General features: G+C 57.8%; 15 protein-coding genes and 1 pseudogene. 5 read left to right on the top strand and 11 right to left on the bottom strand.

From position 1 onward, the window contains the following. Positions 1 to 235 (top strand): transposase family protein (locus CIK76_RS19700; protein WP_217990440.1); only part of this gene is annotated, 235 nt, incomplete at its 5' end. Positions 236 to 254: 19 nt separating this feature from the next. On the opposite strand, the gene CIK76_RS17880 is transcribed toward CIK76_RS19700, so the two are convergent. Genes CIK76_RS17880 through CIK76_RS17845 form a run of 8 tightly spaced genes read right to left on the bottom strand, consistent with a single transcriptional unit; the run spans position 255 to position 10,002 of the window. Beyond that, on the bottom strand, positions 255 to 854 hold the full coding sequence (locus tag CIK76_RS17880) for a DUF4913 domain-containing protein (RefSeq protein WP_096288988.1): 600 nt from the start codon (positions 852 to 854) through the stop codon (positions 255 to 257). After that, positions 838 to 2,583, bottom strand: coding sequence for a type IV secretory system conjugative DNA transfer family protein (locus CIK76_RS17875; protein WP_096288986.1), 1,746 nt, complete (start codon positions 2,581 to 2,583; stop codon positions 838 to 840). The genes CIK76_RS17880 and CIK76_RS17875 overlap by 17 nt, the downstream gene beginning before the upstream one ends. Next, on the bottom strand, positions 2,564 to 4,048 hold the full coding sequence (locus CIK76_RS17870; RefSeq protein ID WP_096288984.1) for an ATP/GTP-binding protein: 1,485 nt from the start codon (positions 4,046 to 4,048) through the stop codon (positions 2,564 to 2,566). Before CIK76_RS17870 ends, CIK76_RS17875 begins: the two co-directional genes overlap by 20 nt. Next, positions 4,045 to 5,634 (bottom strand): hypothetical protein, encoded by a 1,590-nt coding sequence (locus CIK76_RS17865; protein WP_096288982.1) that lies wholly within the window; start codon positions 5,632 to 5,634, stop codon positions 4,045 to 4,047. Before CIK76_RS17865 ends, CIK76_RS17870 begins: the two co-directional genes overlap by 4 nt. Positions 5,635 to 5,640: 6 nt before the next feature. After that, positions 5,641 to 7,716 (bottom strand): hypothetical protein, encoded by a 2,076-nt coding sequence (locus CIK76_RS17860; RefSeq protein ID WP_096288980.1) that lies wholly within the window; start codon positions 7,714 to 7,716, stop codon positions 5,641 to 5,643. Further along, positions 7,713 to 8,474, bottom strand: a complete 762-nt coding sequence (locus CIK76_RS17855) for a hypothetical protein (protein ID WP_096288978.1) — start codon at positions 8,472 to 8,474, stop codon at positions 7,713 to 7,715. The genes CIK76_RS17860 and CIK76_RS17855 overlap by 4 nt, the downstream gene beginning before the upstream one ends. Next, the gene (locus tag CIK76_RS17850; protein ID WP_096288976.1) at positions 8,474 to 8,800 is read right to left on the bottom strand and encodes a hypothetical protein; all 327 of its coding nucleotides are present in this window, start codon (positions 8,798 to 8,800) and stop codon (positions 8,474 to 8,476) included. Before CIK76_RS17850 ends, CIK76_RS17855 begins: the two co-directional genes overlap by 1 nt. A 2-nt stretch (positions 8,801 to 8,802) precedes the next feature. Beyond that, positions 8,803 to 10,002 carry a ParA family protein gene (locus CIK76_RS17845; protein ID WP_096288974.1) on the bottom strand — a complete coding sequence of 400 codons (1,200 nt, stop codon included), beginning with the start codon at positions 10,000 to 10,002 and terminating at the stop codon, positions 8,803 to 8,805. 89 nt (positions 10,003 to 10,091) lie between these two features. On the opposite strand from CIK76_RS17845, the gene CIK76_RS17840 reads away from it, so the two are divergent. The 3 genes from CIK76_RS17840 to CIK76_RS17830 are packed head-to-tail and all read left to right on the top strand — an operon-like array spanning position 10,092 to position 12,382. Then, the gene (locus tag CIK76_RS17840; RefSeq protein ID WP_096288972.1) at positions 10,092 to 10,565 is read left to right on the top strand and encodes a hypothetical protein; all 474 of its coding nucleotides are present in this window, start codon (positions 10,092 to 10,094) and stop codon (positions 10,563 to 10,565) included. After that, entirely contained in the window at positions 10,565 to 11,785 is a 1,221-nt protein-coding gene (locus CIK76_RS17835; RefSeq protein WP_096288970.1) for a M23 family metallopeptidase, read from the top strand. The genes CIK76_RS17840 and CIK76_RS17835 overlap by 1 nt, the downstream gene beginning before the upstream one ends. A gap of 33 nt (positions 11,786 to 11,818) precedes the next feature. Beyond that, the gene (locus CIK76_RS17830) at positions 11,819 to 12,382 is read left to right on the top strand and encodes a phosphatase PAP2 family protein (protein ID WP_096288968.1); all 564 of its coding nucleotides are present in this window, start codon (positions 11,819 to 11,821) and stop codon (positions 12,380 to 12,382) included. Here the strand turns inward: CIK76_RS17830 and CIK76_RS17825 are convergent. Together CIK76_RS17825 and CIK76_RS17820 are read right to left on the bottom strand one after the other, a co-directional pair. Then, positions 12,359 to 12,988: a hypothetical protein gene (locus CIK76_RS17825; protein WP_096288966.1), complete on the bottom strand. Its 630-nt coding sequence runs from the start codon at positions 12,986 to 12,988 to the stop codon at positions 12,359 to 12,361. The genes CIK76_RS17830 and CIK76_RS17825 overlap by 24 nt on opposite strands. A gap of 129 nt (positions 12,989 to 13,117) precedes the next feature. After that, positions 13,118 to 13,861: a hypothetical protein gene (locus tag CIK76_RS17820; protein WP_096288964.1), complete on the bottom strand. Its 744-nt coding sequence runs from the start codon at positions 13,859 to 13,861 to the stop codon at positions 13,118 to 13,120. A gap of 427 nt (positions 13,862 to 14,288) precedes the next feature. Here CIK76_RS17820 and CIK76_RS17815 point away from each other — a divergent pair, with 427 nt between their 5' ends. After that, positions 14,289 to 14,777 carry a hypothetical protein gene (locus tag CIK76_RS17815; RefSeq protein WP_096288962.1) on the top strand — a complete coding sequence of 163 codons (489 nt, stop codon included), beginning with the start codon at positions 14,289 to 14,291 and terminating at the stop codon, positions 14,775 to 14,777. A 200-nt stretch (positions 14,778 to 14,977) separates the two neighbouring features. Here CIK76_RS17815 and CIK76_RS19945 read toward each other — a convergent pair. Further along, positions 14,978 to 15,328: pseudogene (locus CIK76_RS19945) on the bottom strand (transposase); the annotation flags it as partial. Between the last annotated feature and the right edge of the window lie 181 nt (positions 15,329 to 15,509).

Below are 15,509 nucleotides of genomic sequence, written 5' to 3'. Positions count from 1 at the left end.
ACCGATGTCCAGAGCCCTGAACCCACACGCATACGGGAATGCCTACGTGTCATCGGTTTATTTGCACGCGTTTATTGACCAATTTGAAGTGCTCAATTACGACGTTATTCATTCAAAAACGCTTCTGTGTAGCTTAGCGAAACTTCCAGATCCACGCGCAAGGCGCGGCATTCGCCACCCGCTAGCTAACAGAGCAAGAGCAACTTGTTCAGTGCTGCTGGATCACTTAGCGTGAGCTTCCCTATCGTTCTTCCTCAGAGGTTGTTTCCTACCTCTTTTGACGCTAGATGTTCTTGCTTCAGCCATTGGGCGAAATCATCATTCAGTGGTTCGGGCACCGGGTCTACCCGGTCTGGGGCACGATGCTCCCGCCTGCACCCCGCCATGCCGCCCTTGTCACTGGGGGCATTGACGATGTCCAGAACGTCAGGCAGGTAGCGCAGATTCCAATACACCAGATCACTGTTAGGGCTCGTCGTCCCGTAGTTGGCGGCTTTCCATGCCACGTAGAACCCCATGAGGTGGGCTACTACATTGGGATGCCGGAACCAGCAGGAAGGAATCATGTTAGTGCTTTGCCCAGCCCCATACGTGGTGTTGAACCACGGCAGCCATACATTGATTTCACCCAGTAACTCAGCGTTTTCCTCGGGCTTGCCTTGATGAAGATTCCACGGAGACGGCTTCTGCTCTTTGCTCTTTTTCAGCAGTGTTCCCAACTGGCCAGCGAGCTCTACAAGGACTGCTTCTTGTTCCTGAAGCACTTGTTCGACTTTTTTCTGGCGTTCCACCAGTGGCTCAACGATGGGGACGATGAGTTCGATCAGTTCATCGCGGTTACTCTGCTCGCTCAACGTCCACCGCCTTTCCTCCGACATGATCGGCATCCAAGAAGACCTTGCCGCAGGTGCGCAGTGTCTGGTCTTTCATGTCTTTCAAGTCCTGATGGTCTTTGCGCTGCCACACCATTTCGGTGTGCACCACGTGCGGAGGCAAGTTCCGATACACGGCCGTTGCCTGCCCGAAGCGCAGATGCTTGAGCTCTTCAGCGCGCACGATCGCTTTTTCTTCCGTGCTGGTGGTCCTCGAGCCGCCTGTTTTGCTGGAGGAATGGCTGATGCGGGCTTTGTCGCGTACGCCCATGTCGCTGGCGTAGGTTTTCAGGTCTTCGCTGTTGATGCCGGGGAAAATCAGCTTCAGGCTGGCGTTCGATTCGATGGCTTTGGCTTCTTCTTTGCCCCAGCGTGCTTCGTTCTGGATGAAGGACTGGCTGATGCCGATCACTTGGATGCCGCGACCACCAGTGTCGGTGATCAGCTCGGCCATGTTGCTGAAGGCTGCCACGTTGGGTGCTTCATCGAGCACCATGCGGAACACCGGCCAGAGCCGGCCAGAAGCAAAGGTACTGGATTTGCGCCGTGCGGCCCGGTACACCTGATCGGCGAACATCGTACTCAACGTACCCAGCGGGGATTTTTCGCCGTCCACCACGATATGCAAAGTGTTCTGCCCTTCAAGAAACGTGTTGATGTCGAAGGCTTCGTCGCGACGGAACCGGAACTGGGAGAGGACCTTTTCGGTGACCAGCGGTTCGGCCAGGGAGAGCAGGGTGGATTTGATGGAGTCTTCGGTTTCCCCGGCCCTTGATTCGGTGCGCTCGCGCAGGGGTTGGATGAAGGCCCGTGATTTGTGGTGGTCTTCCAGGATGGTGATGGGTTCTGGGTTGTGGGAGTCGAAGATCCATAGCAACAGGTCATCCATGGTGCGGTCTTCCAGTGCGGCGGCGTGCAGCAGCCGGCCGAGGACGGAGCCTGCTTTGGCGCTGAACCAGGAACCGTTTTTGGTGCCTTCCATGGGGGCTGCGTTCGCCCAGGCTTTGCCGCGTTCCAGGGCTTCGTCTTCGTCCTCGCACCCGTAGATCGGTGTCCATTTCACCTTGTTGGGCCAGCCGGTAATTCCCTCCCAATCGCAGACGAATACTTGGCCTTGCGCTTGGCGTGCGGTGGCAGTCCAGGCGACCACGTCGGGTTTGGTCGACGTTGCCAGGACCGGTCCGGGCGCGCCGAGCACCATGGGCACCACGATGCTGGAGGTTTTGCCGCCGCGGGCCGGGGCATAGACCCAGAGGCTGTCTTCGAGCTGGATATACAGGGCCACTTTTTTGGATGCGTTGGTGTAGACAGCCAGTGCGATGAACGCTTCCGCGGTTTTCCTGGTGACCGACGGCCCATAGATCTGGCGTGCCTTATGCCAGGCGGCGGTGAAGCCCATCATCGAGGTGATCGCCGCACCCTGGGGATTGAACGTGGCGGTGTTCTTGCGCGGGGTCACCCATAGTTCGGTGATCAGTACGTATCCGGCGATGAGCAGGACAATGATGCCGCCGAGGATGAACCAGGACGCGGTAGGCCAGGCAAGATTCCCATCCAGGCCCGCTTCGAGCAGATCCAACGGATTCCAGGAAACTTTGGAATCCGTGGGGGTGATTTTCTCGCCCCAGTTCAACGCGGACAGCACGATCCCGGCAAGCACCGCGATGATCAAGAAAGTGGTGAAGCTGCTTTCACGCTGTGGGGAGGCCATGATCCTGCTCCTTTTCACTCGTCGTCCTGGCAACCAGGGCTTTGTCGGTGTCGGTGAGGATTGTTTCCACGTCGCTGCGCAGATGCTTCACCTCGAACGGGGCTTCGTTGCCGATTTTCATCAGGCAGGTGCCGGTGGCCAGGTTCAGGATCGTGGGGTAGCTGGAGGCCGGAAGGTCGAACATGTCCACTGCTGCCCGGGCGTCCGGTGCTTTCTTCTGCTGGTAGACCAGCACGGTGTCGCATTCTTTGATGATGGCTTCCGCGTCGGTGCCGGCAGGGATGTCTGAGACGTGGTGGAAGAAAAACCAATTGGACAAGCCGATGGCGCGGGAGACTTTCTGGTTGCGGCGGATCACTTTGGCGACCGAGGTTTGGACCAGGTGCCAGGCTTCTTCGACGACGAAGTGGGTTTGGCGGCGGTTCTTGGCTTTGAACAGGCGGTTGGTCATCCACGTGTTGATCACCGTCATGACAATCGCCAGGGCGGGCCCGTTTTCGGGCAGTTGGGAGACGTCGAAGACGGTGAGTCCGTCTTTGAGTTTCACGTCACCGGTGGTTTCGTTGTCGATCATGCCTGCCAGATCTTCTTCAACGAAGCGTTCGAGTTCGAAGGCGACGTCGTACCCCCATTCGCGCAAGGTGGTCTTGTCGATTTCCAGGTGAGTGGAGTCTTCTTCGGCGGGGTCGATCATCCGGTGGATGACCAGACGGATTGTCGGGGTGATGCTTTGAGCTTTTGCGTCTTTGAGTGCGCGGCGGTGTGCTGTGCGCAGGGCTTTGCCTTCGCGGGGGCTGATGGGCCGGCCGAGGACTTCTTCGGCGACTGCGCGCAGCAGCATGGACTGGCTTGGCGGGGTTTCGCCGGTGGTGCTGTCTTCTTCGGTTTCCGCGGAGATGGACGGGTCAAAAATGTTGATGCAGGATCCGCCGCCGCCGATCTTGAACGTGACAGGTTCCCCGCCCTGGTACCGGCAGAGTTCGGCGTATTCGCCTTCTTCCGGGTTGGAGTCGCTGGGTTTCTTGTCGATGACGATGACGTTGCGTCCGATGATCATGGGGCGCAGGCATCCCCAGGTTTTCCCGGCGGAGCTTTTGGCGGAGCCGATGTCGCCGATGACGACGACGTTGGCGTTGTTCACGGTGTGGGGGTAGGCGAAGATCGGGTCGTGCATGACGCCCCACCCTGATTCCAGATCAATGCCGAACAGCAGGCCTTTGTAGGAGGTGGGTGACCAGGGCACGGCAAGGTTGCTGACTTCGGCCTGCCGGGTGGTGGAGATCGCGCCTTCCGGGGCTGGATCATAGAGTCCGTAGCGTGAGCCTTTGCGTGTTTGGCGTCCGGCATCCCAGGTGATGTCCGGACGCTGCTCTGCCCGTGGCGCCGGGACAGCTTTTGCAGGTTTGGTGGTCTTTGCGTTGTTTTTGCGCTTATTTGTGGTTGCTCGAGTGAAGATGTTGATCATGTGCGGATTCCTCTTCCCATGGGCAGCACGGCCATGAGGGCCATGTCGTGGCGGTGGTCGAGCCAGTACAGCCGGTCGATGCCGCAATCGGTGGCGACGGATTCAATCTGGGTGGAGACCTGCAAAAGTTTTTCTTCTGAATCCACGGTGAAGCTGACGTAGGCTCCCCATTTCACGCCGTGGTGACCGCTGCCGGGCGTCAGGTCCACTGCGCGCTGATCGGAGGAGTTGGACATGACCTGTTCGGTGCCATCCGAAATCTTGCCTTTGGACGCGTCCGAGTGGCGTTTGGCTTTGTCGCTGGTGCGGTCCGACATGGCTTGGGCGCGCGCTTCTTTGGCATCAACGACTTCGTTCACCCAGGACACCGAGTGGATAACTGCCGGGACAATCCCCGAGACGAGCTGGCGCATGGCTTGGACTGGCAGGGCGGATCCGGCCATGAACCCATCCCTGGGGATGTAGGCCACACGGGTGTAGGCGTGGTTGTTGACCACGACCGCCTTGGAGGTCTGTTCCTGGTCGAGTTTCTGCCAGACCGCCTCTAATCCCACGTCGGTGTCATCGATGGCGTACGTGTAGGGGTCTTGCAGGTGGGCGAGGATCCCGGCGGCCATCTGCGAATCCACAGCCCTGTACCCGCGGATGGCTTTATGCGCGACGGCTTGCGCCATGAGCGCTTGGGCTTCTTGGACGATTGCCGCGTGCACAGCCATAGGCCCTGGCTGCTGGGCGTTGGCGGCCCGCTGCAAGGCGGTGCGGTTATCGAACCGCAGCACCCAGTAGCTGCGGTGCTGCTCGGCCCGGTCTTCGACCTGCAAGCACAACTCCTGGTAGGAGCGCACCAGGTTTCCGTGGGCGTTGGGGTCCACATAGTCGGCGAGCCAGGACACGTGGTCGGTGATGTCCAGGGGGATGGAGCGGGTGAAACTCTGGATATGGGACACCGCACTGGTGCGCCGCGCCGCCCGGGCCAACACACGTCCAAAACCCACATGGGGGATGTCTTCCACGTCTTCTTCCACCACTCCGCCGGCGCTGCCGCGGACCTCGAAGATCACGGTATAGAAGGCCGGATCTGAATTGGCGTGGCGGAAGACGGCGAGGCGTTCGCGGGCGTTGAAATCAACTTCTTTCACGCTCAACCGTCCCACCATCAACGGGGCCGGCTGAACGTGCTCTTTGCGGCGTTCGGCGCGGCGCACTGCGAACCCGCGGGGCCGGACCGCTTTCTTCTTGTTCTTCTTCGCTGCCCGGTATTCCTGAACGCTGGCCAACGCAGTCTGTTCATGGACGGGGTCATAGACACCCAGCCCGGCGTGCTTGCGGTATGCCCGGTAGGCGGTCTCGGTTTTCAGCGCGGCGTAGCTGCGTCCCCCATGGATGTTCATGGGAACGGTGATCACCACGCTGAGCACAGCGATGACGAGGCCGGCGAAGAGGAAGAAGAACTGGTCCATGCCCATCAAAACCACGCACGCGGCGATCCCCAGGCCGGTCCAGAGGACGACCTGTTCGGGGGTGGAGCGGCCTGAGAGCAGTCCGCGTTTTTTGAACTCGCCGCCGAGGGCTACCTGACGTGCCATGAGTGATCACCGATCCTTGAAGGAGTCCCACGAATCTGGGTCTGCGTCGTTTGCGGCCATTCGTGCTTGAGCTGCAGCGTTGGTCGCGGCGTATTTGGTTCCGGCCAGCAGGCCGACCGCGCCGGCGGTCAGGGGGCTGAAGGCTGCTGTTGACGCCACAGAGGCCACTTTTTTCGCCCGGCCGGACGGCGGGTTCTTCCGGCCCTGCCCAGAAGAGGAGGAAGGTACATTTGGCCCGCTCGAGGCAGGCGCAGAGCTGTTCTGGTCGGTGGGACCTTGCCGTGCTGGGTCAGTGCCGCCGGCCCGGGCTGAGGGAGCTGGGCCAGCTTGCTCGCCGTTATGATTCGGGGATGCTGGAGGCGCAGGGTTCTGGCCTTGCTGCGGGGTGTTCGCCGCAGCTGATGTGGGTGCATCGGCCTGGTTTTGGCTGGAGCGTTCGTGTGCGCCATGGGTTTTCTGCGGTGAACCGGTGCCCGGACTCTGGGCAGCAGTGTTGCTGCCACCGTGTGGGGAACCGCCAGAGGAAGGACCGCTAGGTCCGGCAGAACCGTCTTGTCCACTTGAACCGCCTGAATCGCCTGAATTTTGTGCGCTGCGGCTTGTGGCGGCGCCTCGCCGGTTGGAGATCGCGCGGCGCACCGACCCGGCGCCACTGCCGATTGCACCGCCTACGGCGCCGCCGACACCGGCAGAAATTTCCGGTGAGATCCCGCCGAATTTCGCTTCGCGGCTTTCGAGCACTGGCATCCACCGGAAGATCGCTGCGGGGGATAGGACGATCATCAGCATGATCGCGGCTGTTGCCCCCAGGTTGCCGACGTTCACCAGCACGTCATCGACCCCGTCCTTGAAGGCTGGCTGCGAGGCGAGGATGCCGAAGACCGCGCCCAGCACGAGGAAGGCGAAGGTTTTCAGCAGGCTCATGGTGCCGATGGTCGTGGCGATTTTCATGACGTAGCGACGTGTCTTGGGCGAAAGCAGCATGCCGATGAGCAGCGCAATGGCCAGTCCCATGAGCTGCTGGAAGATCGGGATCAGCAGGAAATACACCAGCAGGGCCAGTGCTCCGACGAACAGCAGTCCGAAGAACAGGATGGCAGCTAACGGGCCGAACCAGCTGGTGGATTCCAGGGAGGCGAACCGGGAGATGACCGTGATGAAGTTGCTGATTGATTCTGCCGCCCAGTCACTGGTTCCATCGGTGAGCGGGGCGACGCGTTGCTGCAGTTCGTTCATGACCCAGGGTCCGTAGATGACCATGAACAACGCTGCTGGCAGGTAGTAGAGCAGGGATTTGCTGAAATCGTCGTCGCTCATCTCCCCGTTGCTGTGTTGTTTGAAGAGGAACATGATCATCAAGCCGAGGCCAACGACTCCCAGCCCGGCGTAGAGTGCCCAGCGGTCTTTGAATTCTTGGGCAGACGCGTCGAATTCGGTGGTCGAGGAGATTTCCTCGAGCACTTTGGAGGTCATCGCGATGGATTCTGACTTGCTGCTGTTGGCCAGTTCGTCCAGGTTCGATTTGGGATCTGCTACGAACTTAATGGTGTTGTCGATGGCGTCGGTGACGTTGAGCAATGAGCGGCCGAGTTCGCTTTGTTCAAGGAATCCACGGATCTTCTGGCCGGTCCATGCCTTGAAATGGGCGTTGATTCTCTTTCCAAGGCAGTGCTGGAATCCGTCGCCACTGGCTTTGGTTTCCTTGAGAGCGTCGCAGAAATCCATCTTTTCGCCTTCACCCAAGATGAGGGTTTGGGCCGTGGGATACATGAGGTGCAGGGCATCACGCGTCTGCTCTTCACAGTTCCTTTTCTGGAAAGCGAAGATGCTTTCCATCTTCGTGTAGTACTCGAACTCGCCGCATTTCTCCTTGGCAATCCCTCTAAGAACCTCATCAAGAAGCTGGGTCTTCTCCTTCTCAGGCATCTTTTCGAAGCGTTTCACCTGGTCCTGGGTGAGCGCTTCTTCCACTTTTGTGGTGTCCTCATCGGCGTGGACCGGCGATGGGGAGGCGACTAAGAGAAATGTGGAGAGGAATGCGATCACCGCCAGAGAGGAAATGACGCTGAGAAGCTTTGTCACTGGGCCAGCTCCATCCAGCCATCCCGGCTCAGTGGGTTGCCGTCTGAATCGGTGAACAGATCACCAAGAATTTCGCGCGCGGAGGAAGGTTCTTTCTTGCCTTGCGTGTAAAGAAGCTGGGTTTCGGGTCGGTAGGTGGCGTTTTCGCCGCTGAAATCAAGTTTCCAGTCGTCCTTTTCCCACACCAAGAGCTGTTCGACGACACGGACCTCCACCGCAGCGGGAACAGTTCTCCCATCAATGGTGAACGAACTGTTTTCGATCCGTTGCACTACTGCGACGGACGCCGTTTTCCCCGCTTCGCAGCTGACGACTTTGAAAATGGCCGGGTCAAAAAGCATTTTCTCGGAGGTATCTCCGTCTTTGGCCAGTGAACGCAACGCGTCAATATACTCTGCGCCATCCTCGTTGACGGCAATGATGGTGTTCAATGTTGCTTCACGCTGTTCCCAGTCACCGGTGCCATAGGACTCGGCAGGGACGTAGTTGACCGCTGCGCGCACAGCGTCGTCGCAGGAAGCGGTGTATCCGATACGGGTATGGCCATCTTGTGCGGTCTTGGTTCCGCCTTCGTTGGCGTGGAACTGGGATACAGGGAACCCGTTGTCGCTGATCCGCGTGGGTTCAGAAGGAATAGTGGGTGTAGCCGCCGAAGTATTGTCCTTCGTGGTCGATGAGATGAAGTAGCTGGCGACAGCAACCAGCACGATCGCTGTGATGACTACGGCGGCGATGATCAGGCTCCGGCGGCTTGTCATTAGAGCATCCCCGCCACTTTGAGCACCGCACCGATGAGAACACCAAAGGCGGCCACCGCGATGACCGCCACGCCGCGGCGTTTGAGCTCGTCAGTGTGTTCGCCCATCTCCTCGTAATGGCCCTGTTTTCTGGCTCCGGAGAATTTCACGAAGCTGGTCAGAAGCTTCACTGATACATAGATCAGCACCAGTCCCCAGATGACGCCGAGGATCACGGTCAGCGCATTGTCGAACCCTGAGCCAAGCGGTGCAATGTCGGGGGATACTCCGTCGAAAGGGTTCTTGACTTCTGCTGTTACTCGCGGGGTGTCGGTGAATGGTTCCATGGTTAGTTCTCTTTCTTGTTTCGTTTGGTGGATTCTGCTCGGACTGCTGCGTGGTGCATGCCTTCGCTGACGGCGGCAGCAACTTTTTCAAAAGCTCGTACGGACTCATCTGTGGCCAGCTGCCAGTCGATCAGCCCGTTGGTGTCCAGGGCTGGTTCGTAGGGGACGGGAAGGAAAGTAGCTTCTTCGCCGAGGGCTTGCTCGAGCATGGTGCGCAGCTCTTTGCGCCGTTCCGGGGCTACCGAGCGGCAGTGGGAACCGGGGGAGATGACGAGGACCGCGTGGCGGCACAGCGCGGCATAGTGGTCATTGCCAGAGAGATGGGACATGGCTTGGAGCTGTTCGATGGTGCGGAGCACTGAGACGACGGATTTATCGTTCATTTCCACGGGGAAGACCAGCTGGTCGGATCTTTCAATGCCGGCCAGCCAGTTCTCGGCGCGCGTGTTGTTGCCGGTGTCCAGGACGATGACGTTCCAGAAACGCTGGACTACTTCGAGCAGTTCGTTGAGGGTTTCGCGGGTGAGCATCTGCATCCGGTCAGGATCTTCATCCGAGGCGAGGACTGCGAAACGGTTATCGCCCTGGGGGCGGGTGAAGTACTGGACGTCGCCGCTGCGGGTGTGTTCATTTTTGAGCTCTTCGAGCGCGTCGAGCAGGTCGATGATGGTCAGGTTTGATCCGTTGGAACGGGTGCGCACCCCGAGGGTGCCCATGGTTTCGTTGTTGTCCATCGCTAAGACCGCATGGTCGGCGGTGTTGCCGAGGGTGGAGGCCAGCGCCACGCTGATCGAGGTTTTACCTGACCCGCCGGCCGGCTGGGCGATGGTGACGGTGACCGGGCGAGGATAGACGCGGCGGATGGAAGCCAAGGTGGCGCGTCGGGCGAGTTCTTGGGGTCCTGGTTTAGGGGAAATGAGGCCGCCGGTCCATGTGCGGATTGTGCGCTGCCAGCCTTCTTCGGCAGGCAAGGGTGTTTCCAGCGCGTCTGATCCGGTGATCGCGCTGCTCAGTGTTCCAGTGACCAGCGGTGTTCCGGCGGCCAGAGGCGCTGCGCGCGTCGGTTCTGGTGCGGTGGGTTCTACTGGTTCTGGGTTGTTGAGGATCTGTAACGAAGCTTCTGGTTTGTCGGAAGCGTTCGATACGGTCAAAACATCGGTCTTCGCTTTTCTGCGTTCGTCGCCTGGCCACTCGGTGCCCATCTGCGTCCCCTTTCCTTGGATGAACCCATAGTATCAACTAGTCTTGATATAGTCAGTTTCATTCCAAAATAAGACTTTGAAGGGTTTTGATGACACGCCGAATCATCCTGTCCACCGCCGTGCTCCTGGCAGTCTCACTGAGCGCCTGCACCCCCGCGCCGGACCAAGAAACCAGTGATCCGCACGCGGATCACGGCCCCATGCATGAGATCGAAGCATCCCCAGAGCAAGTGCAGATCGATGAATGGAACCCGCAGGTTTCGGCTGAAGCGAAACACACCGCAACCAAGGCCGCCAAAGCCTACGCCCGCCCGGACCTTGACCAAACGGCATGGTTCAAAGCCCTGGCGCCGTATCTGTCTCAGAGCGCACGGACCAGGTTCCAGCAGACCTCAAACCTCAACATCGCCTCCACCGAAGTCATCAAGGTGCACGAACCTGTCCAAGGCGTTTCGCCGGCCATCGCCACCGTGAAAGTGCAGACCAACGCCTCCACCCTAGAATTCTTGCTCAGCCGCGCTGACGGGCAGTGGATGGTCGAGAAAATCACGAGCAACAGCTGATGAAACGCACCAAACGCCGGGGAATCTTCACTGTCCTGGGCCTGATCAGTGTGCTGCTGTTCGGGATCGTCTTTGGCGGGATCCTCCTGCTGGGGGACAGCCCGCGCAGCGAGCCCGACACCGAAACCGACTGCTCACCTAACAGCGCGGTGCCCAAAGAAATCAACGTCAAAAACCTGCCCACCACCGAGGTCGGATCCTACAACAAGCAGCAGCTGACCAACGCAGCGATCATCATCAACGAAGCCAAGTCAGCAGGCGTCCAGCAGCACGGGGCGATCATTGGACTGATGACCGCTATCCAGGAAAGCTCGTTGAAAATACTGGCCAATGACGGGACCTGGCAGTATCCGCAAGGAACGCAGGTCATGACCGAAGCCGAATGGGGGCAAGCGCGCAAAGTCGTCCTCGAATCCCTGGATCTTCCACACCAGGGAGTGGGGCACGCCTGGGATGCGCTGAGCCTCATGCAGCAGCGGCCCAGCGCTGGCTGGGGGACCGTCGAGCAGATCATGGACCCCTCCTACGCAGCCAGCGCCTTCTTCGACAGGCTGAAAAAAGTTCCCGGCTGGAAATCCTTGCCTTACGAGCTGGCCGCGGAAAAGGTCCAAGTCTCAGGACTGCCAGATAACTATGCAGACCAACGCTCCGATGCGGAACTGCTCTACGCCGCGCTGCACGGCGCCCAGGTCGAAGTCAGCGATGACGAGGAATCTTATTCCCAGTGCAAGGACGGGGGAGACACCAGAAAGCCGGAATCAGGGGATTCTTACGATGGCCCGAAGAGCAATTCCGGGTGGATGTTCCCCGTGGAGACCATCTCAAAAATCCAGTACAACTACGGAGAAAACCGCGGCCTGTGGCCCCACGCTGGAGAGGATTTCAGCTCACCGAAAGACACCCCCATTTATGCTGCCGCCGATGGCCAGGTCATCCGGGCCAGCTGCTCAGACCTCGTTGTGGGCCGTTCTCCCTGCCAAGTTCAGGTGGATCACGGAACCATTGATGGCCAGCGAGTTAGCACGCTCTATGTGCACATGTATGAAGACGGGGTACTAGCCCAGGTGGGGGACGAGGTCAAAGCAGGGGAGCAGATCGCCAAAGTCGGTACCAACGGCAACTCCACCGGCTACCACCTGCACTTCGAAGTCTGGGTGGGCAAAGCAGACACCAGCCCGGTGGAATTCCTCAAAGAACAAGGCGTAAGCATCCCAGGCTGAAAAATCCACTACTCGTGTTGCTAGGCTCGAACGGTGGAAAAATACGCCAAGCTCATCAGCCATCTCGCCTCACCACCAGCGGTCGTCACCCTCGTCCTGCTCAGCACGCCACTGCGGTACCCTGGCCTTGCATGGCCGCCAACCTTGCTGGCCACCTTCTTTGCAGGCCTGGTGCCCTGGGCGGCTTTGATCTGGATGCGGCTGCGCGGCCGGGTCACCGACGTGCACGTGACCGAGCGTCATCAACGCTGGCCGATCCTGCTGGTGACTCTGATTTCCATTCTTGGAGGCATCGGCGTGCTGCTGGCCATCGCAGCACCGAGTCAGATTATCGTGGAAGTGCTATTCATGCTCGCCGGGCTGCTGATCGTGGGCGTCGTCAACCTGGTCTGGAAGCTTTCGATCCACGCAGCGCTGACAACGTTCGCGGTTTTGCATTGTCTGTTGGATCTGCCGGCAGGAGCGCAGATCGCGGTCGCCGTCATCGCACTGGTGGGATGGGCAAGAATCCGCGCCGGGCACCACACTCCCACCCAAGTCCTGGCCGGAACGCTGACCGGTGCTCTGGTGAGTCTAGGAGACTTTCTGGTGGTGTAAGCGTGGGGATGGCTGGAGTTCGCGGCGGTGCGTCAGCAAAGCAGAGATCCATCCCAGCGTGACACCGGCCAGAACACACACCATCGCGGGATAGACGATCAGATCCGTCAGCCAATCCAGCTGGCGGTTCGACAGCTCCACCAGATGCCCCATAGGTGAGATCTTGCCGAAGGCGAAGCCAAATGCCATCAGCTTCTTCGAATAAAACGGTACCCGATACACCGAACCAGTGTTGGCCTTCAGCAAAGGGTTCACCAGCATTGCAGACACCACAGACGGATAGACGTACATGGACAGCTTGTAAAGCACGACAGCTGTGTCGGTGTCCCTGAAATCATCGAGCCCCATGCTGGAATACGAGAGGTCTGCCGCGAAGAACAACACGGTCATCAGTGCCACGCATAGAGGCAGTCCGACAGCTGAGAACCGGCGGATCTTGGTTGCAATATCGCACCGGCCGATGCTGTGGGCGATCTGGACCCCGGCGGCGAGGAACACGAAATTGATGCAAAAATGCGAGATGAGATTCGCCAGATTGATTGAGCCGAGAAGGCGATCAATGAAGAGGTAGATAGGTTCTACTGCGAGCCAGAGGCCGATACTCATTCCTAGATGGGTAAGCCATAACCAGAGGTTGCCTGTGCCTTGAATTAGCCGGGGAAGCCTCAAAGCAAGCACTAGCGTGAACGTGCTTGCCAAAGTTATTGCTGCCCAGGAAGAAAAAACCATAGGCTTTTAGCCTAGATGATTTTCAAATGTCTCCAAATTGCGTACCTGTTTTCCCACTTCATGAAGGCGTTTCTCCGTGACAGCTAAAAGCTGTCCAAGTGGAACATTGTTAACCCAGTCAGAACGGCAATCCGTGTCCCAACCTGCCTCTTTGCCGGTCAGAACACCCGAAACCACCAGAGCTGAAACCAAAGGGAAATTCGCGTATCTGGCAATTTCCAAAGAAACGTCTTCACGAAGCCTGACCCGAAGCATTTTCCATAAGGTCGACTGCGCGATCCCCAGCTCCTGCTGGATGTGTGCTCGAAGATTCCCATCATCGGCACAAGCAAACCAATACGTGGCTGCATGTTCGTAGGTTTCGTCGCCGAGCTCGTCTTCAGTAGTTACCACTGAGTTCAGGCGATGAACCATCGCTTGAAGGAGCCCTGGTGTGGGGATGAACGTAGCCATCTCATCAGGAGAAGGAGTGCCGGGGATGACATTAATGAACTGCTCAAATCGCCTGAGCTCGGTCAAAGGATCCAAGCCTAGGCCACGGGCGATTGCCGAAACGGTTGAAGGGGCCACGCTGCCACGGCCGACCTGCTGGGTGACCCGCAGCCGCGGAAGATTCGATAGCTGCGCGAGGCGCACCAAACCAGTGCCTGGCGCTACTGCATCCAGCCACGATTGAATTTCCGCCCGTCCGAGTTTCATGAGTAACTCGTTTGAACCGTTGCCTTGCCACGAGGCAAGCTCAATAGGCACTGCTTAAAATTCCCCATCCGTCCTAACTTATCGTGAACTGGCTTGCGGTTCCCCAAATTTAGCAACGGGACAAGACACAATTCAGCCACAAATTTCCAGTGGCAGCATCGAATTTTTTGTTGGTCACTGACCTATTCTTCTCAAAGCTCCAATACTGGAGCATCATTCAGTTAGTCTTCCAAACCATGTGAGACTTCTACTCCGTAATCCCACCATGCCACGAACAAGCGTCTTGGCGGCCGCCTGCGTTGGAAATTGAGCCGTATAGTGAGACCCGATTCATCAGAAGAACCTATTTGCTTCGAAACCCCTCTGTGCCGGGTAATCTTGGCATGAAAACGTCGGATTCTCTCAAGAAAATCTGGGCAGAATCCGTAATCCAGTCAAATCGAACCGAGGATGAATGACTACTCAGAAGGTACCTAAAATGGATAAGACACCTGGGCCGAATAGCGTGCCAGTGTGGCGAAAATTAGCCTTGTATTGCGCACTCCTTTTCATCGCATACGGCCTCTATGTGTTATGTCAGGGATTCTTCGGCGGGTATGAAGGGAATGCGCGAATACAAGTCTTCTTATCAGCCGGAATACTTTTGGTTGGACCGGGGATTGTGGCGGCATTTCAGGTACTTTTATGGAAGAGACCTGATAAGTACCGGCCTCAGACCGGTAGAGAAATATGGGGGGAGTTCTGTGTTTCTGCTTTGGGTCTAGCCTTTGTGATTCCTTTCTTCTTTGTCTCGACAGACGGTCAAATGATGCCACTCCGTGCCGGTTTGGTAACAACTGGCTTGGCTTTTCTTAGCATCGCGTTCCCATTGATACGTGCTAGAAAGATCGCTAATGAAGCTGAACCAGCGACAGCTTTAGCAGACGAAAAGGATTCTGCGGCTACGAAACCTATATCTGGCAAATAAGGGTAGTAATTCTTCTCCCAGTGGCACATATTGGATTAGCCCAGACATTTCTTGGAAGGGCAGCACCCCACCGTAACCGGCACCCCGCCAATATCCGGTGGGTTAGTGATTTCTGGTAAGACAAAGAACACCATATCGCTAACGCCAGCACCGGCCAGTACGCGCCGATATACTGATTTTCAGCTTGAAATCACTGCTGACTAGTACTTGAGAACTTTGGTTCGCATCAAACCGGTTACCCAGAACTGACGAAATCCGTTGATTTGTTCTTTGAATAACGCGACTAATCTAGCTCTCTGCGCGTGCTCATTGACCAGTAACCGGGATTGGCGACCGCTTTTCGTAAGTTTCCCAACCATGGACTACAACCGATATCGCCACTGTTTCACATCCCAGCGCTCAGCCTTATACCCCTCGGTCATTAGGACCAACTGCAGCCATGACCTCAGATTGAACGCAAACATGGTCAGGTTAGCCCAAGTTTGATTCGCGGTGAGCGAAGCGAATGGCAGTTTGCCCAGCTCAGCGGCCTTCAATGCCTTGATCCTGTTTAAGGGCGCAACTCAAGTTGATTGCGGACGGATGGCGGACTCAGACCTCTAAACGAAGGCAGAATCGATATGGCGGTAGAATTACGTTCGGAATGATTTTGATTTTGCACAGGGAACCAGGCATCGGGGGGCACCCGGCTTCGATGTTGTGACGGGTAAACCGGCTCTTCAGGATTCAGGG

Origin of the sequence: Glutamicibacter sp. BW80, from assembly GCF_002332385.1 — a bacterium.
GTDB lineage: Bacteria > Actinomycetota > Actinomycetes > Actinomycetales > Micrococcaceae > Glutamicibacter.
Note: the sequence above shows the minus strand (reverse complement) of the source record. Positions and strands in the feature narration are given on the sequence as shown.

Coding starts and splice junctions, on each gene's coding strand:
- CIK76_RS17835 (WP_096288970.1), top strand. CDS start 10,565: ATGAAACGCACCAAACGCCGGGGAATCTTCACTGTCCTGGGCCTGATC.
- CIK76_RS17845 (WP_096288974.1), bottom strand. CDS start 10,002: ATGGGCACCGAGTGGCCAGGCGACGAACGCAGAAAAGCGAAGACCGAT.
- CIK76_RS17815 (WP_096288962.1), top strand. CDS start 14,289: ATGGATAAGACACCTGGGCCGAATAGCGTGCCAGTGTGGCGAAAATTA.
- CIK76_RS17875 (WP_096288986.1), bottom strand. CDS start 2,583: ATGGCCTCCCCACAGCGTGAAAGCAGCTTCACCACTTTCTTGATCATC.
- CIK76_RS17870 (WP_096288984.1), bottom strand. CDS start 4,048: ATGATCAACATCTTCACTCGAGCAACCACAAATAAGCGCAAAAACAAC.
- CIK76_RS17840 (WP_096288972.1), top strand. CDS start 10,092: ATGACACGCCGAATCATCCTGTCCACCGCCGTGCTCCTGGCAGTCTCA.
- CIK76_RS17850 (WP_096288976.1), bottom strand. CDS start 8,800: ATGGAACCATTCACCGACACCCCGCGAGTAACAGCAGAAGTCAAGAAC.
- CIK76_RS17825 (WP_096288966.1), bottom strand. CDS start 12,988: ATGAGTATCGGCCTCTGGCTCGCAGTAGAACCTATCTACCTCTTCATT.
- CIK76_RS17855 (WP_096288978.1), bottom strand. CDS start 8,474: ATGACAAGCCGCCGGAGCCTGATCATCGCCGCCGTAGTCATCACAGCG.
- CIK76_RS17865 (WP_096288982.1), bottom strand. CDS start 5,634: ATGGCACGTCAGGTAGCCCTCGGCGGCGAGTTCAAAAAACGCGGACTG.